Here is a 23,792-nt window from a genome sequence, read left to right on the forward strand (position 1 = left end):
CGCGTTGTGTTCATAATGTTCCTGCCGGGTGCCGGCCGCGGACGCGAGGGGGCAGCATGGCCGGACGCGCGTTCGCCGACCGGCTCCGCCACCCGCTCTCGGGCCTCCGGGTGGGACTCCCCCGCGGGATCGCCGCACGCCTCCTGGTCGTCCAGCTCGCGGTCCTGCTCCTCGTCGCGGTCGTCGCCACCGCGGCGCTGTGGGCGGACTCCCGGCAGCGCGCCGAGCAGGCCGCCGCCGACCGGAGCCTGGCCGTCGCGACGACCGTGGCCGACTCGCCGCGCGTGGCGGAGGGGCTCGCGTCCGCGGATCCCACGGCGGCCCTCCTCGACTACTCGCTCGACGTGACGCGCGACACCGGGGTCGACTTCGTCACGATCATGGACCGCGACACCGTGCGCGTGACCCACCCGGACCCGGGCGAGATCGGCCGCAGGTACCTCGGCACCACGGGCCCCGCGCTCGCCGGGCGGTCGATGACCGAGACCTTCACGGGGACGCTCGGGCCGAGCGTGCGCGCGGTCGTCCCCGTGCGCGACGCGGACGGCGGCATCGTCGGGCTGGTCGCGGCGGGCGTGACCGTCGACCGCGTCACCGAGGTGCTCGGGGCGCGACTCCCCGGGCTCGTCGGCACGGTCGGGGCGCTCGCGCTGCTCCTCGCGGCGGGGGCCGTGCTCCTCAGCAGGTCCCTGGAACGGACGACGTGGGGGCTCGGGCCCGAGGAGATGGCGCGCATGCTCGCCTACTACGAGTCGGTGCTGCACTCGGTCGGCGAGGGCATCGTGCTCGTCGACCGCGACCGGCGGCTCGTGCTCCACAACGACCAGGCGGCCGAGCTGCTCGACCTCGAGCTGGATCCCGCCACCGGTCCCGTCGAGATACGCGAGCTGGGGCTGCCGCCCGCGATCGAGCGGCTGCTCGTCGCGGGGACGACGGCCGACGAGGTCGTGCACCTGCCCAGCGGGCGCGTCCTCGTGGTCACGCAGCGGCCGGCGCTGCCCACCGGCCGCACCGGGAGCGCCGCGCGGCTGGGGACGGTGACGACGCTGCGGGACCGGACGGAGATCCAGCGCCTCTCGGGCGAGCTCGCGACGCTGCGGACCCTCTCGGACGCCATGCGGGCGCAGACCCACGAGTTCGCGAACCGGCTGCACACCATCGTGTCGCTCATCGAGCTGGAGCGGCCGCGCGAGGCGCTCGCGCTCGCGGCCGCGGAGCTCGAGACGGACAGGCGGGCATCGGAGGGCGGGCTGGCGGCGGACGCGGATCCCGTCGTCCGGGCGCTCGTGCGCGGCAAGACCGCGCAGGCGGCCGAGCGCGGCGTGGAGCTCTCCGTGCGGGTGGCCGACGGCACGGGCGACCCGGGCGTGCCTGCGACCGAGCTCGTGACGATCGTCGGGAACCTCGTCGACAACGCGATCGACGCGGCGGCGGATCCGTCGGTCGCCACGGCGCGCGGGGACGACCGCGGCCGCGTCGAGCTCTCGCTGTCGCGGACCGACGCGGGCGGGCTCGTCGTCGAGGTGGCGGACGACGGACCGGGCGTGGATCCCGCGGTGCGGCCGCGCGTGCTGGAGTTCGGGGTCACGACCAAGGCGGGCGACGCCGGGCCGCGCGGCGTGGGACTCGCGCTCGTGGCCCGCTCGGCCGCACGGCTCGGCGGACGGGTCGAGGTGGGCGACGCGGACGTGCGGCTGGGCGGGGCGCGCGTGCGCGTCGTGCTGCCCGCGGATCCCGCCGACGCCCCCGGAGAGGACCCGGCCGTCGTGCCCGAGGGCGCCGACGCCCGCGACGGCGGGGTGCGCGCGTGATCCGCGTGCTGGTCGTCGACGACGACGTGCTGACCGCGGAAGCCCACTCCCTCTACGTCGGCCGGCTCGACGGCTTCGAGGTGGCGGGCGTCGCGCACACGGGCGGCGAGGCGCTGCGGCTCGTCGCGGAGGCCGGGACCGACGGAATCGACCTCGTGCTGCTCGACATGACGCTGCCCGACATGCACGGGCTCGAGGTGTGCCGCAGGCTTCGGGCGGCCGGGCGCGCGACCGACGTCGTGGCCGTGACCGCCGTGCGCGACCAGGCCGTCGTGCGCAGCTCGGTGACCGCGGGCATCGTGCAGTACCTCATCAAGCCGTTCACGTTCGCGGCGTTCGCGGAGAAGATGGCGGCCTACGTCGGCTACCGCGAGGGGCTCGGGGCGGGCAGCGGGAGCACCACCCAGCTGCAGGTGGACCGGGCGCTCGCGGCGCTGCGCTCCCCCGCGTCCGACTCCCGCCTGCCGAAGGGCATGTCGGCGGAGACCCTCGACCTCGTGCGCGGGATCGCGCGGGGCGACGGCGCGACGACCGGCGGCGCGGACGGCGTCTCCGCGGCGGAGGTCTCGGGCGCGCTCGACATGTCGCGCGTGACGGCACGCCGCTACCTCGAGTACCTCGCCGACGTGGGCCAGGTGGAGCGGGTGCCGCGATACGGGACCCCCGGCCGGCCCGAGCTCGGGTACCGCTGGACGAGCTGACGCACGCTACGGCACGCGACGCGGTCGCGCGAGCCCGCCGCCGGATCCGCCGCGACCCATGACGATGTCGCCGCCCCGTGCGAGTCTCGGGTCATGAGACGCACCATCCTCCCGCCGTACCTGCTGATCCGCCTCGCCGAGGCCGACCCCGATCGCTTGGCCGCCGCCCGCCAGGCCGCTCGCCGCGCCCTCCGCGACCAGGGACCGCTCATCCACGACCGCCGCGGTCCGGGTGCGGCGCCGGACGCGTCGGCGCTGGCCGGGCGGGACCCGTCCGGGATCCACCGCACCATCTCCGACGCCGGGAACCGCGAGGAGCTGCCCGGCCGCACGGTGCGCGTCGAGGGCGCGCCCGACACGGGCGACGCCCAGGTCGACGAGGCCTACGCGGGGCTCGGCGCCACCTACTCGCTCTTCTCCGAGGTCTACGGACGGGAGTCGCTCGACGACCGCGGCCTGCCGCTGCTCGCGACCGTGCACTACGGCGAGGAGTACGACAACGCGTTCTGGGACGGCACGCGCATGGTCTTCGGCGACGGCGACGGCGAGGTGTTCGCGCCGTTCACCCGGTCGCTCACGGTCATCGGGCACGAGCTGACGCACGGGGTCACGGAGCTCACGCTCGGCCTCGTCTACCAGGGCCAGTCGGGTGCGCTCAACGAGTCGATCTCCGACGTGTTCGGCGTGCTCGTGGAGCAGCACGCGCTCGGGCAGACGGCCGACGAGGCCAGCTGGCTCGTCGGCGCGGAGCTGTTCCTCGAGCGGTCGACGGGCCTGGCGCTCCGCTCGATGAGCGCGCCCGGCACCGCGTACGACGACGACGTGCTCGGGAAGGACCCGCAGCCCGGCCACATGGACGACTACGTGGAGACCCAGGAGGACAACGGCGGCGTCCACATCAACTCGGGGATCCCCAACCGCGCGTTCTTCCTCGCCGCCACGGCGATCGGCGGCACGGCCTGGGAGGGCGCGGGCCGCGTCTGGTACGACGTGATCGAGTCCGGCGCCGTGCGCGCCGACGCCGACTTCGCGGCGTTCGCCCGCGCCACGATCGACGCGGCGGCGGCGCGGTACGGTGAGGGCGCGTCCGAGGTCGCCGCGGTCCAGGCGGCGTGGGAGGGCGTCGGGATCGAGGTCTAGGTGGAGATCGCCGTGTCGCGCACGGGCGGGGTGGCGGGCATGACCCGCACCTGGTCGGTGCGCGTGGACGACGGCCAGGACGGGGCGGCCGACTGGAGCGCGCTCGTCGACGCATGCCCATGGGACGAGCCCGCCGTGCCGACCCCCGGCACCGACCGCTTCGTCTACCTCGTGCGCGCGGGCGACCGCGAGGCGCGACTCGGCGAGGCCGCGGTCGACGGCGCGTGGCGTCGGCTCGTCGACCGGGTGCGCGACGCGTCCCGTGAGAGCCTCGGAGGATGACCCCGCCCCCCTCCGCTGACGACCGCTACGGACAGGACGTGCTCGCCCCGGGCTGGCGTGGCCCCGCGAAGAAGGCCCCGCGGCCGCAGGACGCGACGCGCGACCTCGTGGTCGAGGAGCTGTCGACCGGGTTCTGCGGCGCGATCGTGCGGGTCGAGTCCGGGATGGTCGTGCTCGAGGACTTCCGCCGGAAGCAGCGCACGTTCCCGCTCGGCGGCTCCTTCCTGCTCGAGGGCGAGCCCGTCGCGCTGCGCGTCCCGCGGGCCGCGCCCGCCGGACCAGCGCGCACCGCGTCCGGCTCGCTCGCGGTCGCCGACGCCACGGCCCGCGTGGCCCTGCCCAGCCGGATCTTCGTGGAGGGCCGGCACGACGCCGAGCTCGTGGAGAAGGTGTGGGGCGAGGACCTCCGGATCGAGGGCGTCGTCGTCGAGTACCTCGAGGGCGTCGACCACCTCGACGAGGAGCTCGACCGCTTCCGACCGGGCGCGGGCCGCCGGGTCGGCGTGCTCGTCGACCACCTCGTGCCCGGATCCAAGGAGAGCCGGATCGCCGAGGCCGTCGCCCGCGGGCCGCACCGCGCGCACGCGCTCGTGGTCGGCCACCCGTACGTCGACGTGTGGCAGTCGGTGAAGCCCGGGCGTCTCGGGCTCCGCGAGTGGCCCGTCATCCCGCGGAACGTGGAGTGGAAGCACGGCATATGCGCCGCGCTCGGCTGGCCGCACGAGGAGCAGGCGGACATCGCGCGTGCGTGGCAGCGGATCCTCGGGCAGGTGCGCTCGTACCAGGACCTCGAGCCCGCGCTCCTCGGCCGGGTGGAGCAGCTCATCGACTTCGTGACGGACCCCGCCGGACGCTAGCGTCGGGGCACCGGGGGCGAGGCGCGAGGCGCGGGGCGCCGCGGCTCAGGCGGGTGCCGCCGCCGTGTCGCCCATCCGCACGCGCACCGGCAGCACGACGCTCGCCGGCGCCCGGCCCGCGAGCAGCTCGCCGACCATGCGCCCGGCGCGCACCCCGCGGTCATGCAGCGGCTGCTCCACGGTCGTGAGCTGGCGCTCGAGCCACGGCAGGTGCGCGCCGTCGAAGCCCGTGACGGTGAGGTCCTCCGGCACGCGCAGCCCGCGGGCGGCGGCGGCGCGGATCGTGCTCGCGGCGAGCATGTCGTTCTGGGCGAGGATCGCCGTCGGCCGCGACGGCAGGTCGAGCAGCACGCCGGCGGCACGCTCCCCCGCCTCCAGGTCGCGCCCGCCCGCCTCGACGCGGACGGCGTCGGGGAAGACGCTCCACGCCGCGCGGAGCCGCTCCCGGATCGTGCGGTTGACGATCTCCTCGAGGTCGCGCCCCACGGGGATCACGGGGCCGGGCGGGCCGTCCTCCTCGATCCGCGTGGTGCGCATCAGCACGGCGACGTGGCGATGGCCGAGGGCGCGCACGTGGCGCGCGAGCTCGCCCATGCCGCGGGCGTCGTCGATGTCGACCACGGCCACGCCCTCCCCGTGCGGCCCCTCGACGCCGACCATGGGGATCCTGCGCGCGCGCAGCCCGGGGAGGAGCGCATCCACCTCCTCGCCGCGGGTGAGGAAGACCACGGCGTCGACGGGCATGCCCTCGAGCAGCGGCGCGGATCCCTCACGCGGCTCGCGGCGGCCCGGCAGCAGCAGCTGGCCCACGTCGAGCTCGTCGAGCGCCTCGCTGAGGCCCGCCATGGTCGCGAGCGCGACCGGGTTCTGGAAGGCGCGGCGGATGCTGCCCGCGACGACGACGCCGACGATGCCGGAGCGTCCGCTCTTCAGGGACCTGGCCGTGGGATCCGGCCCCGCGTAGCCGATGCTGGCGGCGGCGCGCAGGATCCGCGCGCGCGTGGCCGGCGTGATCGAGCCGGTGCTGCGATACGCGAGCGACGCCGTGGAGGTGGAGACGCCCGCGAGAGCGGCCACGTCGGCGAGGGTCACGGAGGTGCGCGGCGAGTTCCTCCTCATGCCGCCCACCCTATTCACGGCCGGCTCCCCGGCACGCCCGTTCGCCCTCGGGGACCGGGATCGCAACGCCCCGTTCACGTCCGGGCCACCGGAGGACCACACCATCGAAACGATGCGATCCGCATCGATCCCCCAGCAGAAGGACACCCGACACGTGATCCCCCGCCGTTCCCTCCTCGCCCTCGCCGCCGCCGCGTCCGCCGCGGTCGCGCTCGCGGGCTGCGCTCCCACCACGAGCACGCAGGCCCAGGCCCAGAACCACGCCGTCACCGACGCGTCGGGCACCGCCCGCGTCTTCATCTCCGGCGACACCAACGTCCAGGCCCTCTGGGACGACGGGATCATCCCCGCGTTCGAGAAGGCGAACCCCGGCGCATCGGTCACCACGACGCTCGACCTCCACGGCGAGCACGACGCACAGACCATGGCCACGCTCACGAGCTCGGTGCAGGGCGGATCCGACCCCGGCTACGACCTCATCGACGCGGGCTTCACCGCGGCGGCCGGCACCGGCGGGCTCCTCGCGCCCGTCTCGGCCGACACCATCCCGAACCTCGCGACCGTGCCGGAGACGACCGTGCAGTCCGGCGGCGGCTTCGGGATCCCCTACCGCGCCTCCTCCGTGCTCCTCGCCTACGACTCCACGAAGGTCCAGTCCCCGCCGAAGACCCTCGCGGACCTGCTCTCCTGGATCCAGGCCAACCCCGGCCAGTTCGCCTACAACTCCCCCTCCACCGGCGGATCCGGCCAGGCGTTCGTCACGACCGTCCTCGACACGCACGTCGACGACGCCACGCGCGAGAAGATGACGACCGGCTACGACCAGTCGCTCGAGAGCGCGTGGGACGCCGGCTTCGACGAGCTCAAGGGGCTGGACCCCGCCATGTACCAGGGCGGCGTGTACCCCAACGGCAACAACCAGGTGCTCGACCTGCTCGGCACGGGCGCCATCGAGATGGCCCCGGTCTGGAGCGACCAGGTCATCACGGCGCAGAAGTCGGGCACGCTCCCGTCGACCGTGAAGTACGCGCAGATCTCCGACCCCGCCTTCACGGGCAGCGCGTCCTTCCTCGGCATCCCGAAGACGGCCGAGCACGCGGACGTCGCGCAGAAGCTGGCCGACTACGTGCTCTCCGCCGAGGGCCAGGCCATCATCGCCAGCACCATCGCGGGCTACCCCGTGATCTCGCTCGACCAGGTGCCCGATGACCTGAAAGCCCAGTTCGCCTCGGCCGACCCCTCGACGCTCCGCCCCGGCTACTACAGCAAGATGGCGTCGGACATGTCGAACCTCTGGGACCAGAAGGTCCCCGGCCAGTGACGGCCGTCCGGACGGCGGATCCCGCCGCCCGGGCCGCCAGCGCGCGGCGGGTCTCCCCGGAGACCCGCCGCGCCGGCGTCGGCCTGGCTCTCGCCCTCCCGCCCGCGCTCCTGCTCGCGTTCTTCGTCGGGATCCCCGTCGTCCTCGCGATCGGCTTCAGCCTCGGCCACACGGGCGGGCTCAACAGCACCATCGCCACGATCGGCCTCGGCACGCGCACCGCCACGAGCTGGTGGGGCACGCTCGACGCCTACGTCGACGTGTTCACCGACCCGCGGTTCCTCCGCGACCTCGGCGTCACGGTGCTCGTGACGGTGATCTCCACCGCGATCGTGATCGCCCTGTCGCTCGCGATCGCGCTCAACCTGCGCCTCCGCGGCGGCCGCCTCGCGTCGGTGTTCGCGGGGCTCGCGATCGTCCCGCTCTTCATCCCCGTCGTCATCGCGTCGTGGGCGATCCTCACCTTCTACTCGGGCGACGGCTTCGTCCGCACGGTCTTCGCGCTCGTCGGCCTCGAGGGGCCGACCTGGGGCTACACGACGGTGGCGGTGGTCATCGGATCCGTGTGGACGAGCCTCCCGTTCGCCACGCTCATGGCGACCTCCGGCGTGCAGGGCATCCCCGACGCCATGATCGAGGCCGCACGCGACGCGGGCGCCTCGACCTGGGCCATCGTCACGCGGGTGCTCGTGCCGCTCGCCGCGATCCCGCTCGTCATCGCCACGACCTTCACGGCGATCGGCGTGCTCGGCTCCTTCACGGTGCCGTACTTCACCGGCCCCAACGCGCCCAGCATGCTCGGCGTCGACATCTCGAAGTACTTCACGGGCTTCAACCACCCGCAGCAGTCGATCGTGATGGCCGTCGTGGTGTTCGTGCTCGCGTCCGGCATCGCGTTCCTCTACGTGCGGGCCAACTTCCGCTCCGCGAAGAAGGAGGGCCGGGTCTGATGCGTGCCCTCCTCTCCGCCCGCGGCTGGATCCAGGCCGCGCTGTTCGCGGTCGTCGCGGTGTTCATCCTCGGCCCGCTGCTCTGGCTCGCGGCGCACGCGTTCGCGACGAGCTGGGACTACCCGAGCCTCGTGCCCGCCGGCCTGACGCTCGACTGGTGGCGCGTGGTGCTCGAGGACGCCGAGCTCGCCGCGGCCGTCCGCAACTCGCTGTACTTCGCGCCCATCACGGTGCTCGTCTCGGCGCTCGTCTGCCTGCCGGCCGCGTACGCGTTCTCCCGGTTCCAGTTCCCCGGCCGGCGGATCCTGCTGGTGGGCCTCTTCGCCACCAACGCGTTCCCCAAGATGGGGCTCTTCGTGTCGATGGCGTCGCTGTTCTACGGGCTGCACCTCATGAACACGGTCACGGGCATCGTCATCGTGCAGCTGATCGGCACGGTCGTGTTCATGACCTGGATCCCGGCCGCCGCGTTCAGCGCCGTGCCGCGCTCCCTCGAGGAGGCCGCGCGCGACGCGGGCGCAGGACGCGTGCGGACCTTCCTGCACGTGACCCTGCCGCTCGCGCTGCCCGGGATCCTCGTGGCCGTGCTCATGTCGTTCCTCGCCGCGTTCGACGAGGCGCAGGGCACGTACCTCGTGGGCGCGCCCGTCTACATGACGATGCCGACCGAGATGTACTCGCTCGTCCTCAACCACCCGAAGCAGGTCGCCGCCGTGTTCGCGATCCTCCTCTCCGTCCCCTCCGTCGCCCTCCTCCTGCTCGCCCGCCGCCACATCATGGGCGGGCGTCTGGCCGAGGGCTTCCAGATCCGTTAGGCCGGTCATGACCGCATCCGCCCCCACCTCCCCCACCGCCGCTCTCCCGCGCGCGCACGACGACGGCACCGGGACCGCCGCGCCGTCCGGCCTCGTCGTCGCCGGGCTCTCCAAGGACCTCGGCGGCCGCACCATCGTCGACGACCTCCACCTCGACGTCGCGCGCGGCGAGCTCGTCGCGCTCCTCGGCCCGTCCGGCTGCGGCAAGACCACCACGCTCCGCATGATCGCCGGGTTCCTCGAGCCCGACCGCGGATCCGTGGTCATCGGCGGCCGCGACGTCACCGCCGCCGGCCCCGCCAAGCGGCCGAGCGCGATGGTGTTCCAGAACTACGCGCTCTGGCCGCACCTCACCGTGTTCAAGAACGTCGCCTTCCCGCTCACGCTGAAGAAGCTGTCCAAGGACGAGATCACCCGTCGGGTCATGGCCGCGCTCGAGACCGTGAACCTCGGGCACCACGCCCACTCGCGCCCCACGCAGGTCTCCGGCGGCGAGCAGCAGCGCGCGGCGCTCGCCCGGGCGATCGTGCAGGAGCCCGACCTGCTGCTCCTCGACGAGCCGCTGTCGAACCTCGACGCCAAGCTGCGCGTGAAGGTGCGCGAGGAGATCCGCGACATCCAGCAGCGGCTGCGGATCACGACCGTCATGGTCACGCACGACCAGGACGAGGCGCTCGCCATCTCCGACCGCGTCGCCGTGATGCACCAGGGCCGCATCGAGCAGGTGTCGGCCCCCACGGAGCTCTACGCCCGGCCGCGGACCCTCGTGGTCGCGTCGTTCATCGGCAGCATGAACCTGCTGCCGACGCCGCGCCTGCAGGGCACGACGCCCGAGACCCTCACAGCCGGCCCGCCCGTGGCGTTCGCGCCCACCTCCGCCGACGCCGACGTCTGGGCCGTCCGCCCCGAGGACGTGACCTACGCGCCGCGCGGGATCCGGCCCGAGACCGACGCGACCTCCGTGGTCGTGCGCCGGGTGCTGCCGCACGGCCACTTCCAGGAGCTCGTCCTGGACGCGGGCGGCGTGGAGGTGCGCGCGCTCGTGACCGCATCCGCGCCCGCGGTCGGCGAGGCCGGCACCGTGACGCTCCGCGCGGTGCGGCACTACCGCGGCGGGGTCCTGGTGCCGGACGGCGCCACGGCGGGCGACGCGCGATGACGGCCGCGACCGCCCACCGCGGCGACTCCTCCCGGCAGCGCGAGAACACGCTGGCGGCCATCCTCTCGGCGGCTGAGGCCGGTGCCCGGACGGTCGAGGTCGACGTGCACGTCACGCGCGACGGCCAGGTCGTCCTCCTCCACGACGACACCCTCGAGCGCCTGTGGGGCGTCGACGCGCGCGTCGCGGACCTCGACCTCGCCGACGTGCGCGCGCTCGGCGGCGGGGAACTCCGCATCCCGCTCCTCGCCGAGGCGCTCGAGCTCCTGGCGGGCACGGACGTCGAGCTCGTGATCGACATGGCGTCCGGGGATCCGGCCGCCGCCGCGCACGCGGTCGTCCGGGCCGCCCCGCGCACGCCGCGGGTGGCCTGGTGCGGGCACCTCGACGGCATGCGCGTGATCCGCGAGCTCGACCCCGCGGCCGCCATCTGGCTGCCGTGGGCCGACCCCCAGCCGCCCACCGCGGACGATCTCGCGGAGCTCCGGCCCGCCGTCGTCAACATGCCGCACCTCCTCGTCGGCCGCGCGCTCGTGGACGCCGTGCACGCGCTCGGCGCGGGCGTCACCTGCTGGACCGTGGACGAGCCCGCCCAGATGGAGTGGCTGGCGTCGATCGGCGTCGACGCGATCACCACGAACGAGCTGGCGACGCTCCTCGACGTGCTCGCGCGCCGGGAGGCCGACCCCGCCGCCGCGGACGCCCGCGCGACCGCGCCCGCCGCGGAGCGGACCCGCGCCCGTGCCGCGGCGCGCGACCTCGCGGGGCGGGCGGTCCACCACGTCCGCTCGCACGAGGTCGGGGCCGTGACGACGAAGGCGAACCCCGCCGACCACGTGACGGAGATCGACCGGGCCGTCGAGCGCGACGTGCGCGCGGTCGTCGGGGCGCAGTTCCCGCACCACGTGCTCGTCGGCGAGGAGTACGGCGGCGAGGCCGTGCCCGGCCGCCCGTGCTGGTACCTCGACCCCGTCGACGGCACCGCGAACCTCGCCAACGGCGTGCCGTGGACGAGCTTCTCGCTCGCCCTCGTGGTCGACAGCGAGCCCGTCGTGGGCGTCGTGGCGGATCCCTGGCGCGGCACGGTCGTCGAGGCCGCCGCGGGCGAGGGCGCCTGGTCCGCCGGCGCGCGCCTCGACCTGCGGGCGACGCCGGGCGGCGTCCACGTGCCCGACGCGGATCCCCTCCGCGGCCGCATGGTGAGCACCGAGCTCGCGGGGCACGCGCCGTGGCCGGGGATGCTGCCGCTGCTCGACGCGCTCGCCGCGCGGTACTGCACGCTGCGGATCATGGGGTCGGGCACGCTCACGGTCGCGGGCATCGCGCTCGGCCACGGCGCGGGCGCGGTGATCGGCGCGTTCGGCCCCGTCGACCACCTCGCGGCGACGCTCATCGTGCGCGAGGCAGGCGGCGTCGTGCTCGACGCGGAAGGCGAGGACACGCTGTTCCCGGTGTCGGGCGGCGTGCTCGCGGCCCGCGACCCGGAGACCGCACGGGCCCTGCACGCGCTCTGGCGCGCCGGGATCGTCGAGGCGACCTCCGCCGCGCTGCCGACGCGCGCTCCGGCCGCCTAGCCCGCGTCGCGGTCCGCGCGCGCGTCGAGCAGCGCGCGGACCCGGCCGGGCCCGACGACGCGTGCGCCGAGCGCCTCGACGCGGGCGACGAGACCGCGGTCGGCCGTGACCACCAGGACCTCGCGCCCGGCGTCGCGCGCCGCGCCGACGACGCGCACGATCTCGCCGTCGCCGTCGCCGTCGGCTGGCGCGGCGACCACCGCGACACCGGGCGCGCGGAGCGTGGGCGACGCGGCAGCCGCGGCGGGCTCCGCCGGGAGCGACGCGTCGCGCGCGTCCCCCTCCACGACCGCCACGACGTCGGGCCAGCGCACGGCGCCCGGCAGGTCGAGCGCCGCGGCGGGCAGGCCGTCGCGCGCGAGCGCGTCGAGCGCGGCGAGGAGGCGGGCGGTGGATCCGGCGCGGTCGCGCCACCAGCCGTCCGGCCGGGAGCCGAGCAGGTTGGCGGTGTCGACGACCAGCGTGACCTCGCGCGCGAGCTCTCCGTGCAGCATGGGCCAGGCGCGGCCGAAGCCCGGGTGCAGCTCGAGCCCGTCGACCTCGACCACGGGCACCCAGCGCAGCTCGATGCTCTCGGCGTCCGCGACGCGGGGCTCGAACGGGCGGATGGTGCGCGCCGTGACGGTCGTGTAGCTCCAGAAGCCGAGGTCGAGCACGGTCGCCAGCACGGGGCGGATCCCCGCGGGCGGCACCCCCGCCTCCTCGGCGGCCTCGCGCGCGGCGCCGTCCACGGCGGACTCGCCCGCGTGACGTGCGCCGCCGGGCAGGCCCCACGTGCCGCCATGGTGGCTCCATGCGACCCGGTGCTGGAGCAGGACGCCGCGATCCGGGTCGTGCACGAGCAGCCCGGCGGCGCCGAACGCGCCCCAGAACCGCTGGCCCTCGGGGCTCTCGACCCATGCGTCGCCGCTGTCGCGATGCGCCCCGCGCGGGAGCTCGGGCGGGCGGTCGGCGGTCATGGATCCACCATCTCACGGGCACCTTCGATAACGTCGGGGCATGTCGTGCATCAGGTTCACCACCGCCGCGCAGCTCGAGGCCCTGCACCGGACCGCGCCCGCCGTCCTCACCGCGGAGCAGGCCGCCGCGCTGCATCCCGCGCCCGAGGTCACGCCCAGCAAGATCCGCCGGCTCCGCCTGCTCGCCGAGCACCGCGACCCCAAGGTGCGCGAGAGCGTGGCGAGCAGCCTGCACGCTCCGCTCGACGTGCAGCAGGCGCTCGCCCGCGACGCCGACGAGGGCGTGCGCGCGTGCCTGGCGCGCAACCCGCAGGCGCCGGCTGCCGTGCTCACGATGCTGGTGGGCGACACCTCCGAGCGCGTGCGCTCCTGGCTCGCCGTCAACGACGCGACGCCGCGCGCTGCGGTCGCGATGCTCGAGTGCGACGAGTCGCCCGCGGTGCGCGACCTGCTGCGGTGGCGCGAGGCGCACATCGAGACCCCTGCCGAGCCGGAGCCCGCCGAGGTCGTCGGGCGCTGACCCCGGCGGACATCACCCGGCGCGCATCACGCGCGGCGCGTCAGTCCCGCCCCTCCGCCACGTCGCGCGCCTTCGCCGTGCTGCGCCGGTCGCCCGGGTAGTGCACGGGCCGCATCCCGAGCACGATCTTGCCGCGCGCGTGCCGGCGCTCCAGGTCGTCGAACGCCTCCTGGACCTCGGCCAGCGGGTAGAAGCCCGAGACGAGCACGTCGACCTCGCGCTTGGCCGCGAGCTCCGCGACCGTCGCGAGCGTGCGGGAGCGATGGACGTCGTCCTCGTCCACGGGCGGCAGGACGGCCTCGAGCTCGATCGCCCGACGGTCGTCGCTCGAGCTGAAGCGCTTGCCCGCCACGCCCAGCTCCTCGGCCACGTCCTCGCCGCCGCCGAAGTTGTCGACGAAGCCCTGCACGCCGTTCGGCGCCGCCGCGCGGATCCGGTCGGCCAGGCCGTCGCCGTAGACGACCGGGGTGACCCCGATCTGGCGCAGGTAGTCGAAGTTCCGCTCGCCGCACGTGCCGATGACACGGGCACCGCGCCTCATGGCGAGCTGCGCCTCGATGCTGCCGACGCCGCCGGCCGCCGCGGTGACGACGAGCGTGTCGCCCTCGGCGACCGTGACCGCGTGCAGCACGTCGTGCGCGACGAGCCCGGCGAGGAAGAGGCCGCCCGCGACCTCCCACGGGAGCTGCGCGGGCTTCAGGACGACGTTGCCCGCGGGCACGACCACGTGCGTCGCGTGCGCGGCCATGACGGTGTGGCCGAGGACGTCCTGCCCCTTCTTGAAGCGCGTGACGCCCTCGCCGACCGCCGCGATGCATCCGGCGAAGTCGCTGCCCTGGCCGTTGGGGAACGCGGTCGGCACCTCGTCGGGGAAGCGGCCCTGGCGGATGTACGCCTCGATGTGGTTGATGCCCGCCGCGAAGACCTCGACGAGCACCTCGCCGGGGCCGGGTGAGGGACGCGGGACGTCGACGACCTCGAGGACGTCGACGCCGCCGAAGGATCCGAACTGCACCTGCTGGCTGGTTGATCGCGATGAAGGGCTCATGGGCGTCATCCTGCCGCTCCCGCCCGCGACGCGCGAGGGCACGGAGCCGATCGTGAGACCTCGTTCGTAGACTGGACGCGGCCGGCATGCCAGGAGTCGGCCGCGATCGGAGTCACGTGCAGAGGATCCTCGGTGGCGTGCGCCTGGTCGCCGCGATCGTCGTGGTCGTCGCGCTCGCGGGCGACTTCGACTACGTGCAGGGCTTCACGACCTTCGCGGCCGAGAACTGGTTCAGCTACTTCACGACGCAGAGCGGGATGGCCGGTGTCGTCGTGCTCGCCGCCTCCGGGCTGCAGGCCCTCCGCGGCCGCGCCGAGCCGCCGCTCATGGCCGCGGTGCGCGCGGTCGTGCTGAGCTACGTCGTGGTGTCCGGCGTGGTCTTCGGCCTCATCGTGCTGGAGTCGAGCTCGCAGGCGTACTACGTCGAGGTGCCGTGGTCGAGCCGGCTGCTGCACTTCGTGATCCCCGCGTACGCGCTCCTCGACTGGACCCTCGCGCCGGGACGCCCGCGCGTCACGTGGAAGGCCGTCGGCTGGGCGATGCCCTTCCCGGTGGCCTGGTGCGCGTTCACGGAGGTCCGCGGTCCGCGCGTCGGCTGGTACCCGTACTTCTTCCTGGATCCCGCGCAGGTCGGCGTCCCGTTCGAGATCGCCGCGTGGCTGGCGCTCGTCGCGGGCGTGCTGGCGGGGGTGTCCGCGCTCGTCGTGGCGCTCAGTCGCGTCCGGCCGGCCGACGGCGGGCCCCGGAGGCGGACGCACGACGGCGACGCGCCGTGCGGGACGCCCTCCCGGGAGCCCGCGCCGTCGGGTGCCGATGGCGAGGCGGTCGCGGAGAGCGCGGGGGCACCGGCGCCCCGGCAGGCGCGGGGATCCGCGGGCGACAGGGAGACCGTCCGCCGCTGAGGGACGGACCACGGCATCGGCCGGCTCCCGTGGCGCCCCGCGGTCGCGTGACAGCATGGACGGATGGTCACCGACGACGGAGGCGGCGCTGCCCGACCCGATGACGCGGCACGTGGGCCCGTGCTCGAGCTGCGCTGGCCGTCGGTGGTGCGGGACGACCCGGATCCGGAGGCCCTCGTGGTCAACGTCGGCGACGCACGCTGGGGCCCGTCGCGTCGTTCCACGTGGTCGGCGGCCTGACGCCGCGCGGCGGCGTCGTACGCGGCATCGACTTCGCGTCCGTCGACGGGTCGCACGGCGCCGTGCCGCTGGATCCGGGTGACAGCACGCGCGTGCCCGTCCACGTGGCCACGTCGCAGTGGCGCGACCTGGAGCCCGGCGAGCACGAGGCACGCGCGACGATGCCCGCCTTGGGGATCCGCACGGCCGACCCGCTGCCGGTGCGGGTCACGGCCGCGATGATCGCGCGACACGTCCCGGGAGCTGTCACAGCTCTCGGAGCGGCCGCCGGCCGCAGCGCCGTCGAGACGCAGATCTCCGCCGACAGGGCACGGCTCGCCGCCGGTGCCGACCTGGAGGCGCTCGGCGCGACGCTCGCGCGGGCGGAGTCCCACGAGGACGCGATCGCCCGCATCGTCGACCTCGTCGGCGTCGACCGCGACGGAGCCCAGCAGGTGCTCAGCAGCTTCGTCGGCTGGCTGCTGCCGTACGAGATGGCCGAGACCCGGCGCCGCCTGGCGCGCAGCGAGAGCAGGCGCGACGCGCTCCGGGACGGCCCGGCGGGTACCGCGGTCTAGGGGGTCGGCTCGGCGCTCGGGCCCGGGTCGGGGGTGGCCGTCCCCTCCGCCAGGAGCTCCGGATCCGCGAACGGCGCGAGCGAGCGCAGCGCCGCCGCCCGCAGCGCCTCGTCGTCCATCGCCGCGATCCGCTCCGCCGCCTCCGCGCCCACCTCGGCCATGAGGACGGGCTCACCCGAGATCGGCATGAGGTTGTACCAGCGGGTGAAGCGGCCGTCCTCGTCGTAGGAGGTCCAGACCGTGGCCGTCGTCGACCAGAACGGCTCGGCGAAGCGCAGCCAGATGCGGTCCGCACGGCCGGGGCCGAGGGCGCGGATGGCGACGTCATGCGACGAGGGGAGCGCGGGGTCGAAGGCGATCGCGCCCTCCTGCAGCACGCCGAGCGGCACGGTGACGACCACGCGGTCGACCGAGAGCGACTCGCCGGATCCGAGCCGCAGCCCCACCCGGCCGTTGCCGTACGCGATCCGCGAGACGGTCGACTCCCGCAGCACGTCGATGTCTTGGTCGCGCAGCAGGTGCTGCACGAGGCCCGCGAAGCCGCCCGTGACGGCGACGTTGCCGACGGGCGCCGGCTCGTCGAGGCCGTGGGCGCCCGAGAGCTCGTCGGACGCGGCGCCGTGGGCGATCGCGACGTCGGTCGCCAGGAGCGCGGCGAGGCGGGCGGCGGGGGACGCGGCGCCACCCTCGGTGGAGAGGGCGTCGGCGCCGGTCTCGCGCAGGGCCGCGGCGAGGCTCACGGCTCCCGGCTGCGCGAGGGCCCAGGCGCGCGCGGCGGCGAGGGCGTCGGATCCCGCGCTCGAGGCTTCCAGCACCGCGCCGTCGGGTCCGCGGTCCTCCGCGACGAGCGCGAGGCCGTAGCGGGTGATGCCGGCGGCCTCGATGGCGTCGCGCAGCAGGTCGTCGCCGTCGGCGGCGATCCAGAGCGCGCCCAGCTCCGCGGGGTGCGGCCAGTCGGTGCCGCCGGCCGCGCGGATCCGGCCGCCGAGGTCCGCGCGCGCCTCCACGAGGACGACGTCGTGCCCCACGTCGCGGAGGGAGCGGGCGGCCGCGGTGCCCGCGATGCCGGCGCCGACGACCGCGACGCGCTCGGATCCGGCGCCCGCGCGATCCACCTCGCCCGCCGCGCGGAGCCCCGACGCGTACGCGCCCGCGACCGTGCCGGGGCGGTCGGCGCTCGTGGCCTCGCCGGCGAAGAACACGCGGTCCTGGATGGGGCGGGCGAGCGCCTCGCGGTCGGCGGTCGTGGCGCCGGGTCGGAGGAAGCTGCCGGATCCGCGCGCGAACGGGTCGCCCGCCCAGTCGGAGCGCGCGAAGGCGACGGGTTCGGGGAGGCCGGCTGCTCCCGCGGTGGGCGTGGGGGTCGGCGTCGTGGAGGGGGTGGCCGTGGGTGTCGCGGGCGTCGGCGTCGTCCGCGTGCACGCCGCGAGCCCGAGGAGCGACAACCCCGACACGGACGCGGCGAGGAGGGTGCGGCGGGAGATCGACATGCTCGGGCCAGCGTACCGGGGAGCCGTCGCCTAGGGTCGGAGGATGCCCGCCGACGCCGCCCCGCCCCCCGCGCGGCCCGCGGACGCCGCGCAGGCCGCGGTCCGGGTCGACAGCTGGCTCTGGGCCGTGCGGATCTACAAGACCCGCTCGCAGGCGACGGCCGCCTGCCGGGCCGGGCACGTGAAGGTGGCCAACGAGCGGGCGAAGGCGTCCCAGTCCGTGCGGCCCGGCGACGAGGTGCGCGTGCGCGTCGCAGGTGCCGAGCGGATCCTCGTGGTGCGCCGCACGCTCGTGAAGCGCGTGGGACCCGCGATCGCCGCGGAGGCGATGACCGACCTCACTCCCCCGCCGCCGCCGCGCGACGCCGCGCCCGCGACGATCGTGCGGGACCGCGGCGCGGGACGCCCGACGAAGCGCGACCGGCGCGAGATCGAGCGGCTGCGCGACCCGGAGGGGATGCGCGGGCGCTAGAGCCCGGCGGCCGCCGCGCGACGCGCGTGCGCGAGCTCGACGAGGATCCGCGCCCGCAGATCGTTCGACCGCTCCGCGAACCCGCGCTGCTCGGCCGCGTAGCGGGCCTTGCCCGCGGGCTCCTCGATGCGCACCGCCTCGAGACCCAGGCCGGACACGTCGTACGGGCTCGCGCGCATGTCGAGCGAGCGGATGTCGCGGGCGAGCTCGAACGCGTCGAGCAGCAGCTCGCCGGACACGAGCGGGCCGAGCTTCGTGGCCCACTTGTAGACGTCCATGCCGGCGTGCAGGCAGCCGGGCTGCTCGAGGTCAGGCTGGGTCTCGCGGGTCGGCGCGAGCGCGTTCCGCGGCACGGCCTCGGGCGTGAAGAACCGGAACGCGTCGATGTGCGTGCAGGCCAGCTTGTGCGTCTCGACGACCTCGTCGGTCGCGGCGGATCCGAGCCGCAGCGGCAGCCGCTCGTGCCGCTGCTCGCCAGGCCCGACCCTGTAGACCATCGCCCACTCGTGCAGGCCGAAGCAGGAGAAGCGGCCGGGGCGCGCGGCGGTGCGGCCGAGGATCCGCTCGATGAAGGACGCGGTGGATCCACGCGCCTCGAGATACCCGGACGCGTCGACCCGCACGCCGCCGGCCACCCGGTCGGCGTCCGCGACGTACCAGCGCCAGGCTGCGCGCTCGTCGCCCGCCGCGGCCGCGAGCACGACGCCCGCGCCCGGGTGCCAGCGGCGGAGGAGCGACGGCTTGTGCGGGTAGTAGGTGAAGAGGAAGTCGTCGACCTCGTGGGTGCGGCCGGCGAGGCGGCGCGCGCGGAACCCGGCGGAGAACGCGTCGGCGCGGTCGGCGTGGCGGGCGGCGCGGGCGCGCCAAGCGGCGGCATCCAGCACCTCGGGCAGGTCGCGCGCCTCCGCGCCGGTCGCCGGGACCGTCGCCGCGGAGGGCGCGAGGTCGGCGGCGGGGGTCATCCGTCGAGGCTACCCGCGGGATCCGCCCGGATCCGCCGGATGGCGCGGGACTCCGGGCCCTCCGGACGCCCCGCCCCGGATAGCATGAGCGCATGGATGATGACTCCCTTCTCACGCCTCCCGGCGTCGCCGGCTACACGATCACCGAGATCGTCGAGAGCGAGTCGGGCGGCGAGCCCCTCTTCATCTCCGCGATCCACCTCGACGGCGAGCACGTCGCCAACTGGATCTCCACCGACCTCGACGAGGACGACGGCATCGTCGCCGACCTCGACCAGGCGTTCGGCGGCCCGGCCACCGACCGCATGTTCCGCCAGGCCGCGGCGATCTTCCCGGACGCCGTGCTGTCCGAGATCCTCCCCGAGCTCGTGAGCTTCCTCTGGGTCGTGGCCGACGTCGCGGGCGTCGCCGACGACCAGGACCTCGACTTCGAGGCCGCCATCCGCGTCGTCGCCGCCGAGGGCGACCTCGACGCGCAGGACCGGGATCTGCTCGGCCGCCTCGAGAGCCTCACGCGCATCGACTGAGTCGCCGTCCACGAGCGCGCCGTCCGCATCGCGGGCGGCGCGCTCGTGCGTGGGCCGCGGGTGTGGACGGGACGGGCGCCCGGCGGGACGTGCGGCCTAGCGTGGGCCTGGCGTCCCGATCCGGCCGGCGACCCCGCCCACGGCCGTCGGGACGCGGGGCGCCCGACGGCGCGACACGAGCGCCGGAACGCCGGCGCCCCACGGGAAGAGGCCTGCCACCGCATGATCAACGAGACCCTCATCGACACGCCCCCGCAGCTGTGGCGCACCTCGGAGCTGGTCGACAACGCCCGGCGGTACGTCGCCGGCGGCGACGACCGCACGCCCGACCACCTGTTCCTCGCGCTGAACACGCTCACCCTCGTGCTGGCGCGCGCGGGCCAGGCGGAGCGGGCGTCCGCGCTGCTGGACCGCGGGATCGCCGCCGCCGACCGGCTCCTGCGCACGGACGCCGACGCGATCCGGTACGGCGTCGAATGCGTCATCAACCACGCCGACCTCCTCCGCTACGCCGGTCAGCCGCGCGCCGCCATCGCGCTCCTGCGGGAGGTCCACGAGCTGTCCAGCGGACGGCAGCCGGATCGCGACGAGATCCTGGGGGTCGACCTCGTGCGCGGCCGGGATGCGCGCCCGGCGGTGCTCGGGGGCGCCATGTTCATGCTGCGGCTGCGCAGCCGGATCTCGCTGCTCAAGACGCTGGTCGCCGTGGGCGACGAGCGCGAGGCGCTCGAGCTCGCGCGGCGCTCGGCCGAGGACAGCCGCGACGGCGGGGGTCCGCTGCTCGACGCGGCGCTCGACTACGTCGCGGCGCTCGACGACGCCGTGCCGCCCGCCGTGGGCGGGCCGGACTCGCGGACGCCGACCACGGCCGTCGAGGTCTGCCAGCTCATCCGGGTCGGGTCCCGGAGCGGACGGGCGATCCTCGCCGTCGACGAGTTCGACGCGGCCGTCGACCGCGTCGTCGCGACGACGACGCTGCACAACCCGCGCACGCCGATCCTCTGGCGCGTGGCCCACGCCCGGGCGGCGGGCCTCGAGGCGCGGGTCGGTCACCACCTGGGCGTCATGGGGGACGCGTGCGTCGCCGCCGGGGACAGGCGGCTGCACGAGCGTGCCCTGGTGTTCGCCGGTCGGGACGCCGGTGAGGCGCGGGGGCTCTTCCCGGATCCGCGCCCGGATGCCGGGGAGCTCGCGTCGCTCGCCGCCGACTTCGCCCGCTGCGTCGACGAGATCGGCTCCCCGCTCTCCCCCGCCGCCTGAGCCGCGCGTCGGCTGGGCGGCGGGTGCGCGTCTCGGCGGGCCGGACGTCCGCGGTGCTCCGGCGTACGGTCGGGTGATGAGCGACTCCGACATCGATCCCCTGTCCACCGTCCAGGGCGCCCCCGGCGTCACGCAGGCCGTGCCCGGCGAGGGCGACTCCGACGCGAGCGTCGGCGGCACGGTCCCCGGCGGCGAGAGCATCCAGCACGTCGACGACGACGAGGCGCCCGGCGACGGCGGACTCTCCAGCGGCGGCGACTCGCTCGGCACCGACGAGGACGCGGCCGACACGGGCGACGGCGCGGGCGACGCGCCCACCGACCTGCCCGCCTGATCCGGCGTCAGCCCGCCGCAGGCCCGAGCAGCGTCAGCCGCTCGCGGAGCAGCGCGCGGACGGCGTAGGGATCCGCGACGCTGAGCCGCCCGTCTTCCGAGACGCCGTCGCGCAGCACGAGCGGCAGGACGGATCGGCGGACGACGAGGGCGCCGCGGTTGCGCCCACGCTCGACCCGCTCGACGGGCTGCGCAAGCGCGTCGTCCGGGACGACGACCACCGCGGCCGCGAAGCGCACGCCCGCCGAGGCCGCGAGCGAGCGCGCGGCGCCGACCAGCCACGTGACGGGCGCGTCGCCCGGGGCGAAGGCGCCGTCGGGATCCGCCGCGACGGGCTGCAGCTCGCCGCGCACCAGCTGGACGGCCGTGCCCCAGTCCTCGGAGCTCAGCGCGAAGAGGCCGGCGGGCGCGAGCACGACGTGGTCGACCTTGCCCGCACTGGCGAGCGGGCGCACGTCGTGGAAGATCGTGGCGCCCATGCCGAGCGACGCCGCGGCCCGCGCGGTCGCCTCCTCGGCGAGGGCCTTCGCGAGCAGCCAGCGGACGTCGCGCGGGGCGCGGCGCACGAGCTCGGGCGACCAGGGATCCACGCCGAGGTCGCCGCCCGGCGCGACGCCCTGCCACTCGGCCACGCGGTCGAGGTAGTGGGCGCGGGCGAGCGCGCCCGCGACGCCGTGGACGGCCGCTCCGAGTCGCGTGCCGGATCCGGGCGCGGGCGCGTACCCGGCGTCGTCCGGGCCGAGCGGGTCGTCGTCCGCGGTCGTCGTGCGCCCCTGGCCCCGGTCGTACGCGGCGCGGTCGTCGGGATCCCCCACGAGCTCCCACGCGCGCTGCACCGCGTGGAACAGGTGCGCCTCGCCGCCCGTGTCCGGATGGGTGGCGCGCACGAGCCGCCGGTACGCGGCGCGGAGGGCGGCGACGTCAGCCGCGGGATCCACGCCGAGCACCTCGTACGGCGTGCGGTCGGCGGGGCTCCCCGCGCGGGTCACTCGGCCGGAGCGGCGGGCGCGCCGGACGGGTCGGCGGCGTCAGCGACCTCCGCCTCCCAGGGCGCCGGGATGCCGTAGTAGCGCTCGAGGAACTCCTGCACGCGCGCCTGGCGCTCGTCGGCCGGCACCTCGGGGAACGATCCGTCGTTCAGGCAGAAGAAGTCCTGCGACCGGCGCTTGAGGAGCCCGGGCAGGAGGTCGAGCCCGGCCCGCGACGTCGTGTCGACGTAGAGGACCTTGGCGTTCTCCTGCTGCACCGCACGCGCGGTCATCTGGGCGTAGTAGTGGTACAGCGAGTTGGTGACAGAGATGTCGGTGCTGGAGCGGAAGCGGCTGAGCTGCGTGCGGTGGAAGTCCTCCGCGAACTCCTGCTCGAGCTCCAGCAGCACGCTCTTGCGCAGCGGCGTGGCCGCGTGCTCGAGGTGACGGGTGATGAGGCGGCCGAAGCGGTCCATGAGCAGGCGCCGGTTGACGCGCGCCGAGTTCTCGAAGCCGCTGCGGTCGGAGTCGTTGTCACCCAGGCCGATGCGGGTGGACGCCTCGATGAACTTGGTGATCCCGCCGGGCGAGAAGAACATGCCGGGCTGCACGGGGCGGCCGAAGAACATGTCGTCGTTCGAGTAGAGGAAGTGCTCGCTGAGCCCCGGGATGTGCTGGAGCTGCGACTCGACGGCCTGCGAGTTGTGCGTGGGGAGGGCGGCGGGATCCGTGAAGAACTCCTCGCTGCGCACGAACGTGACGGCGGGGTGGTCGGCCAGCCACGACGGCTTCGGGGAGTCGGTGACGATGAAGATCCGCCGCACCCACGGCGCGAACAGGTACACCGAGCGGAGCGCGTACTTGAGCTCGTCGATCTGACGGAAGCGGGCCTCCGAGTCGTCGCCCTCGCCGACCACGACGTCCTTCATGCGCTCGGCGCGCCGCTTCTGGAACTCGGGGTCGTTGCCGTCGACCCAGGAGAAGACCATGTCGATGTCGAAGGTGATGTCGGACGCCTGCGCGTCGAACATGCCGCGGAGCGTCTTCCACTCGTGGCCGTACATCTCGACCGTGGTGGGCACGACCTCGGCGGCGGGCAGGATCTCACGGGTGAGCGAGTTCTCGACCGGCCAGACGATGGTCTCGCCCTCGAAGCGGAAGAACTGGAGCTCGACCGCGGTGGACGCGCCGTACGCCAGCAGGCCCACCGGCTCGATCCGCGGGCGGTAGAGGCGGAAGATCCCGGCGTCGGGGTTGTCGGTGAGGCGGCCGTCGGCGACGAGCAGCGGCGGGCGGCGGCGGCCGTCCACCGTCTTGGCGTACAGCGGCTCGTCGGCGCACGCGGCGACGAGGGCGCGGACGACCGTGTCGCGGTTCTGCACGTCGATGGCGATGACCGGGCGCTCGTCGTTGCCGCGGATCAGCCAGAAGTCGATGCCGGTCGCGAGCAGCGCGTCCCGGATGAAGAGCAGGTCGGTCACGAGAGCCTGGTGCGGCGTGAGCGTGCGGTTGACGAGCGTGGCGAGGCCCTTGCGGACGACCACGTCGGGGCGGTGGTGCGTGGTGGGCCACGTGGCGGGGGCGGGCGCGACCGCGTCGTCCTGGCGGGAGAACTCCTCCTCGCTGGTGGCGGGATCGACCGTCGGCTCGAGCGCTACGTTGAACTGCCGTGCGCTGCCCGCCATGGATCATCCCCTTGGTGCTTCTCGTGTGCCTGGTGCGGCCGCCCGACCCGACGGGTGGCGACGGATCATTCTACCGAGCGCGGGTGCGCGCCCCCGGTCGGGGGCTGCCCCCGATCAGGCGCGGTCGGTTCCCGGTCCTC

The 23,792-nt window shown here is 75.2% G+C and carries 25 protein-coding genes; 18 read left to right on the forward strand and 7 right to left on the reverse strand.

Annotated features, from left to right (window positions below; all coding sequences use genetic code 11):
* Positions 1–56: 56 nt before the first annotated feature.
* From FGD68_RS11900 to FGD68_RS11920, 5 genes are all read left to right on the forward strand, one after another.
* Positions 57–1,811 carry a sensor histidine kinase gene (locus FGD68_RS11900; RefSeq protein WP_237609472.1) on the forward strand — a complete coding sequence of 585 codons (1,755 nt, stop codon included), beginning with the start codon at positions 57–59 and terminating at the stop codon, positions 1,809–1,811.
* A complete protein-coding gene (locus FGD68_RS11905) occupies positions 1,808–2,512 on the forward strand; it encodes a response regulator (protein WP_119373907.1) in 705 nt (234 codons plus the stop codon). The genes FGD68_RS11900 and FGD68_RS11905 overlap by 4 nt, the downstream gene beginning before the upstream one ends.
* A 93-nt stretch (positions 2,513–2,605) precedes the next feature.
* Positions 2,606–3,652, forward strand: coding sequence for a M4 family metallopeptidase (locus tag FGD68_RS11910; protein ID WP_104234880.1), 1,047 nt, complete (start codon positions 2,606–2,608; stop codon positions 3,650–3,652).
* Entirely contained in the window at positions 3,653–3,934 is a 282-nt protein-coding gene (locus tag FGD68_RS11915; protein ID WP_119373778.1) for a protealysin inhibitor emfourin, read from the forward strand.
* Positions 3,931–4,791, forward strand: a complete 861-nt coding sequence (locus tag FGD68_RS11920) for a DUF3097 domain-containing protein (RefSeq protein WP_237609473.1) — start codon at positions 3,931–3,933, stop codon at positions 4,789–4,791. Before FGD68_RS11915 ends, FGD68_RS11920 begins: the two co-directional genes overlap by 4 nt.
* A gap of 45 nt (positions 4,792–4,836) precedes the next feature.
* Here FGD68_RS11920 and FGD68_RS11925 read toward each other — a convergent pair whose 3' ends face one another.
* Positions 4,837–5,910 (reverse strand): LacI family DNA-binding transcriptional regulator, encoded by a 1,074-nt coding sequence (locus FGD68_RS11925; protein WP_104234883.1) that lies wholly within the window; start codon positions 5,908–5,910, stop codon positions 4,837–4,839.
* A gap of 112 nt (positions 5,911–6,022) precedes the next feature.
* Here FGD68_RS11925 and FGD68_RS11930 point away from each other — a divergent pair, with 112 nt between their 5' ends.
* From FGD68_RS11930 to FGD68_RS11950, 5 genes are read left to right on the forward strand one after another with little or no spacing between them, the layout of a single operon-like run.
* Positions 6,023–7,231, forward strand: coding sequence for an extracellular solute-binding protein (locus tag FGD68_RS11930; RefSeq protein WP_237609474.1), 1,209 nt, complete (start codon positions 6,023–6,025; stop codon positions 7,229–7,231).
* Positions 7,228–8,181: an ABC transporter permease gene (locus tag FGD68_RS11935; RefSeq protein ID WP_043586431.1), complete on the forward strand. Its 954-nt coding sequence runs from the start codon at positions 7,228–7,230 to the stop codon at positions 8,179–8,181. Before FGD68_RS11930 ends, FGD68_RS11935 begins: the two co-directional genes overlap by 4 nt.
* Positions 8,181–8,996, forward strand: coding sequence for an ABC transporter permease (locus FGD68_RS11940; protein ID WP_119373345.1), 816 nt, complete (start codon positions 8,181–8,183; stop codon positions 8,994–8,996). The genes FGD68_RS11935 and FGD68_RS11940 overlap by 1 nt, the downstream gene beginning before the upstream one ends.
* Positions 8,997–9,003: 7 nt before the next feature.
* Entirely contained in the window at positions 9,004–10,155 is a 1,152-nt protein-coding gene (locus FGD68_RS11945) for an ABC transporter ATP-binding protein (protein WP_237609475.1), read from the forward strand.
* Complete coding sequence (locus FGD68_RS11950) at positions 10,152–11,729, forward strand: inositol monophosphatase family protein (protein WP_237609476.1); 1,578 nt, start codon at positions 10,152–10,154, stop codon at positions 11,727–11,729. The genes FGD68_RS11945 and FGD68_RS11950 overlap by 4 nt, the downstream gene beginning before the upstream one ends.
* On the opposite strand, the gene FGD68_RS11955 is transcribed toward FGD68_RS11950, so the two are convergent.
* The gene (locus FGD68_RS11955; protein WP_237609477.1) at positions 11,726–12,688 is read right to left on the reverse strand and encodes an NUDIX domain-containing protein; all 963 of its coding nucleotides are present in this window, start codon (positions 12,686–12,688) and stop codon (positions 11,726–11,728) included. The genes FGD68_RS11950 and FGD68_RS11955 overlap by 4 nt on opposite strands.
* A 40-nt stretch (positions 12,689–12,728) precedes the next feature.
* On the opposite strand from FGD68_RS11955, the gene FGD68_RS11960 reads away from it, so the two are divergent.
* Positions 12,729–13,208, forward strand: coding sequence for a hypothetical protein (locus FGD68_RS11960; RefSeq protein WP_104234889.1), 480 nt, complete (start codon positions 12,729–12,731; stop codon positions 13,206–13,208).
* Positions 13,209–13,248: 40 nt separating this feature from the next.
* Here FGD68_RS11960 and FGD68_RS11965 read toward each other — a convergent pair whose 3' ends face one another.
* Positions 13,249–14,256 carry an NADP-dependent oxidoreductase gene (locus tag FGD68_RS11965; RefSeq protein WP_237609478.1) on the reverse strand — a complete coding sequence of 336 codons (1,008 nt, stop codon included), beginning with the start codon at positions 14,254–14,256 and terminating at the stop codon, positions 13,249–13,251.
* Positions 14,257–14,372: 116 nt separating this feature from the next.
* On the opposite strand from FGD68_RS11965, the gene FGD68_RS11970 reads away from it, so the two are divergent.
* The 3 genes from FGD68_RS11970 to FGD68_RS11980 all read left to right on the forward strand — a co-directional run bounded on the left by FGD68_RS11970 (position 14,373) and on the right by FGD68_RS11980 (position 15,955).
* Positions 14,373–15,158: a Pr6Pr family membrane protein gene (locus tag FGD68_RS11970; protein ID WP_237609479.1), complete on the forward strand. Its 786-nt coding sequence runs from the start codon at positions 14,373–14,375 to the stop codon at positions 15,156–15,158.
* A gap of 63 nt (positions 15,159–15,221) precedes the next feature.
* Entirely contained in the window at positions 15,222–15,398 is a 177-nt protein-coding gene (locus FGD68_RS11975; protein ID WP_182480998.1) for a hypothetical protein, read from the forward strand.
* Entirely contained in the window at positions 15,383–15,955 is a 573-nt protein-coding gene (locus FGD68_RS11980; protein WP_119373849.1) for a hypothetical protein, read from the forward strand. Before FGD68_RS11975 ends, FGD68_RS11980 begins: the two co-directional genes overlap by 16 nt.
* Here the strand turns inward: FGD68_RS11980 and FGD68_RS11985 are convergent.
* Positions 15,952–17,445, reverse strand: coding sequence for a flavin monoamine oxidase family protein (locus tag FGD68_RS11985; RefSeq protein ID WP_237609480.1), 1,494 nt, complete (start codon positions 17,443–17,445; stop codon positions 15,952–15,954). The two genes, FGD68_RS11980 and FGD68_RS11985, sit on opposite strands and share 4 nt — an antisense overlap.
* Positions 17,446–17,488: 43 nt before the next feature.
* Here FGD68_RS11985 and FGD68_RS11990 point away from each other — a divergent pair, with 43 nt between their 5' ends.
* Entirely contained in the window at positions 17,489–17,917 is a 429-nt protein-coding gene (locus FGD68_RS11990; RefSeq protein ID WP_119373846.1) for an RNA-binding S4 domain-containing protein, read from the forward strand.
* On the opposite strand, the gene FGD68_RS11995 is transcribed toward FGD68_RS11990, so the two are convergent.
* Complete coding sequence (locus FGD68_RS11995; RefSeq protein WP_237609481.1) at positions 17,914–18,879, reverse strand: 3-methyladenine DNA glycosylase; 966 nt, start codon at positions 18,877–18,879, stop codon at positions 17,914–17,916. The genes FGD68_RS11990 and FGD68_RS11995 overlap by 4 nt on opposite strands.
* 92 nt (positions 18,880–18,971) lie before the next feature.
* On the opposite strand from FGD68_RS11995, the gene FGD68_RS12000 reads away from it, so the two are divergent.
* The 3 genes from FGD68_RS12000 to FGD68_RS12010 all read left to right on the forward strand — a co-directional run bounded on the left by FGD68_RS12000 (position 18,972) and on the right by FGD68_RS12010 (position 21,000).
* On the forward strand, positions 18,972–19,406 hold the full coding sequence (locus FGD68_RS12000) for a hypothetical protein (RefSeq protein WP_119373933.1): 435 nt from the start codon (positions 18,972–18,974) through the stop codon (positions 19,404–19,406).
* Positions 19,407–19,628: 222 nt separating this feature from the next.
* The gene (locus FGD68_RS12005) at positions 19,629–20,666 is read left to right on the forward strand and encodes a hypothetical protein (protein WP_119373823.1); all 1,038 of its coding nucleotides are present in this window, start codon (positions 19,629–19,631) and stop codon (positions 20,664–20,666) included.
* 76 nt (positions 20,667–20,742) lie between these two features.
* Positions 20,743–21,000 (forward strand): hypothetical protein, encoded by a 258-nt coding sequence (locus FGD68_RS12010; protein WP_119373822.1) that lies wholly within the window; start codon positions 20,743–20,745, stop codon positions 20,998–21,000.
* Positions 21,001–21,007: 7 nt separating this feature from the next.
* Here the strand turns inward: FGD68_RS12010 and FGD68_RS12015 are convergent, their stop codons facing one another.
* Both FGD68_RS12015 and FGD68_RS12020 read right to left on the reverse strand, forming a co-directional pair.
* Complete coding sequence (locus FGD68_RS12015) at positions 21,008–21,988, reverse strand: DnaJ domain-containing protein (RefSeq protein WP_237609482.1); 981 nt, start codon at positions 21,986–21,988, stop codon at positions 21,008–21,010.
* Positions 21,985–23,652 (reverse strand): stealth family protein, encoded by a 1,668-nt coding sequence (locus FGD68_RS12020; protein ID WP_104234897.1) that lies wholly within the window; start codon positions 23,650–23,652, stop codon positions 21,985–21,987. Before FGD68_RS12020 ends, FGD68_RS12015 begins: the two co-directional genes overlap by 4 nt.
* Between the last annotated feature and the right edge of the window lie 140 nt (positions 23,653–23,792).

This window comes from Clavibacter californiensis, assembly GCF_021952865.1.
Classification (GTDB): Bacteria; Actinomycetota; Actinomycetes; order Actinomycetales; family Microbacteriaceae; genus Clavibacter; species Clavibacter californiensis.

Excerpts from the sequence above, each read along its gene's own strand:
- FGD68_RS11950 (WP_237609476.1), top strand. The coding sequence starts at position 10,152 with ATGACGGCCGCGACCGCCCACCGCGGCGACTCCTCCCGGCAGCGCGAG.
- FGD68_RS12005 (WP_119373823.1), top strand. The coding sequence starts at position 19,629 with ATGATCAACGAGACCCTCATCGACACGCCCCCGCAGCTGTGGCGCACC.
- FGD68_RS11990 (WP_119373846.1), top strand. The coding sequence starts at position 17,489 with ATGCCCGCCGACGCCGCCCCGCCCCCCGCGCGGCCCGCGGACGCCGCG.
- FGD68_RS11920 (WP_237609473.1), top strand. The coding sequence starts at position 3,931 with ATGACCCCGCCCCCCTCCGCTGACGACCGCTACGGACAGGACGTGCTC.
- FGD68_RS11995 (WP_237609481.1), bottom strand. The coding sequence starts at position 18,879 with ATGACCCCCGCCGCCGACCTCGCGCCCTCCGCGGCGACGGTCCCGGCG.
- FGD68_RS11925 (WP_104234883.1), bottom strand. The coding sequence starts at position 5,910 with ATGAGGAGGAACTCGCCGCGCACCTCCGTGACCCTCGCCGACGTGGCC.
- FGD68_RS11960 (WP_104234889.1), top strand. The coding sequence starts at position 12,729 with ATGTCGTGCATCAGGTTCACCACCGCCGCGCAGCTCGAGGCCCTGCAC.
- FGD68_RS11965 (WP_237609478.1), bottom strand. The coding sequence starts at position 14,256 with ATGAGCCCTTCATCGCGATCAACCAGCCAGCAGGTGCAGTTCGGATCC.
- FGD68_RS12000 (WP_119373933.1), top strand. The coding sequence starts at position 18,972 with ATGGATGATGACTCCCTTCTCACGCCTCCCGGCGTCGCCGGCTACACG.
- FGD68_RS11955 (WP_237609477.1), bottom strand. The coding sequence starts at position 12,688 with ATGACCGCCGACCGCCCGCCCGAGCTCCCGCGCGGGGCGCATCGCGAC.
- FGD68_RS11900 (WP_237609472.1), top strand. The coding sequence starts at position 57 with ATGGCCGGACGCGCGTTCGCCGACCGGCTCCGCCACCCGCTCTCGGGC.
- FGD68_RS11945 (WP_237609475.1), top strand. The coding sequence starts at position 9,004 with ATGACCGCATCCGCCCCCACCTCCCCCACCGCCGCTCTCCCGCGCGCG.
- FGD68_RS11940 (WP_119373345.1), top strand. The coding sequence starts at position 8,181 with ATGCGTGCCCTCCTCTCCGCCCGCGGCTGGATCCAGGCCGCGCTGTTC.
- FGD68_RS12010 (WP_119373822.1), top strand. The coding sequence starts at position 20,743 with ATGAGCGACTCCGACATCGATCCCCTGTCCACCGTCCAGGGCGCCCCC.
- FGD68_RS11985 (WP_237609480.1), bottom strand. The coding sequence starts at position 17,445 with ATGTCGATCTCCCGCCGCACCCTCCTCGCCGCGTCCGTGTCGGGGTTG.
- FGD68_RS11910 (WP_104234880.1), top strand. The coding sequence starts at position 2,606 with ATGAGACGCACCATCCTCCCGCCGTACCTGCTGATCCGCCTCGCCGAG.
- FGD68_RS11930 (WP_237609474.1), top strand. The coding sequence starts at position 6,023 with ATGCGATCCGCATCGATCCCCCAGCAGAAGGACACCCGACACGTGATC.
- FGD68_RS11975 (WP_182480998.1), top strand. The coding sequence starts at position 15,222 with ATGGTCACCGACGACGGAGGCGGCGCTGCCCGACCCGATGACGCGGCA.
- FGD68_RS12020 (WP_104234897.1), bottom strand. The coding sequence starts at position 23,652 with ATGGCGGGCAGCGCACGGCAGTTCAACGTAGCGCTCGAGCCGACGGTC.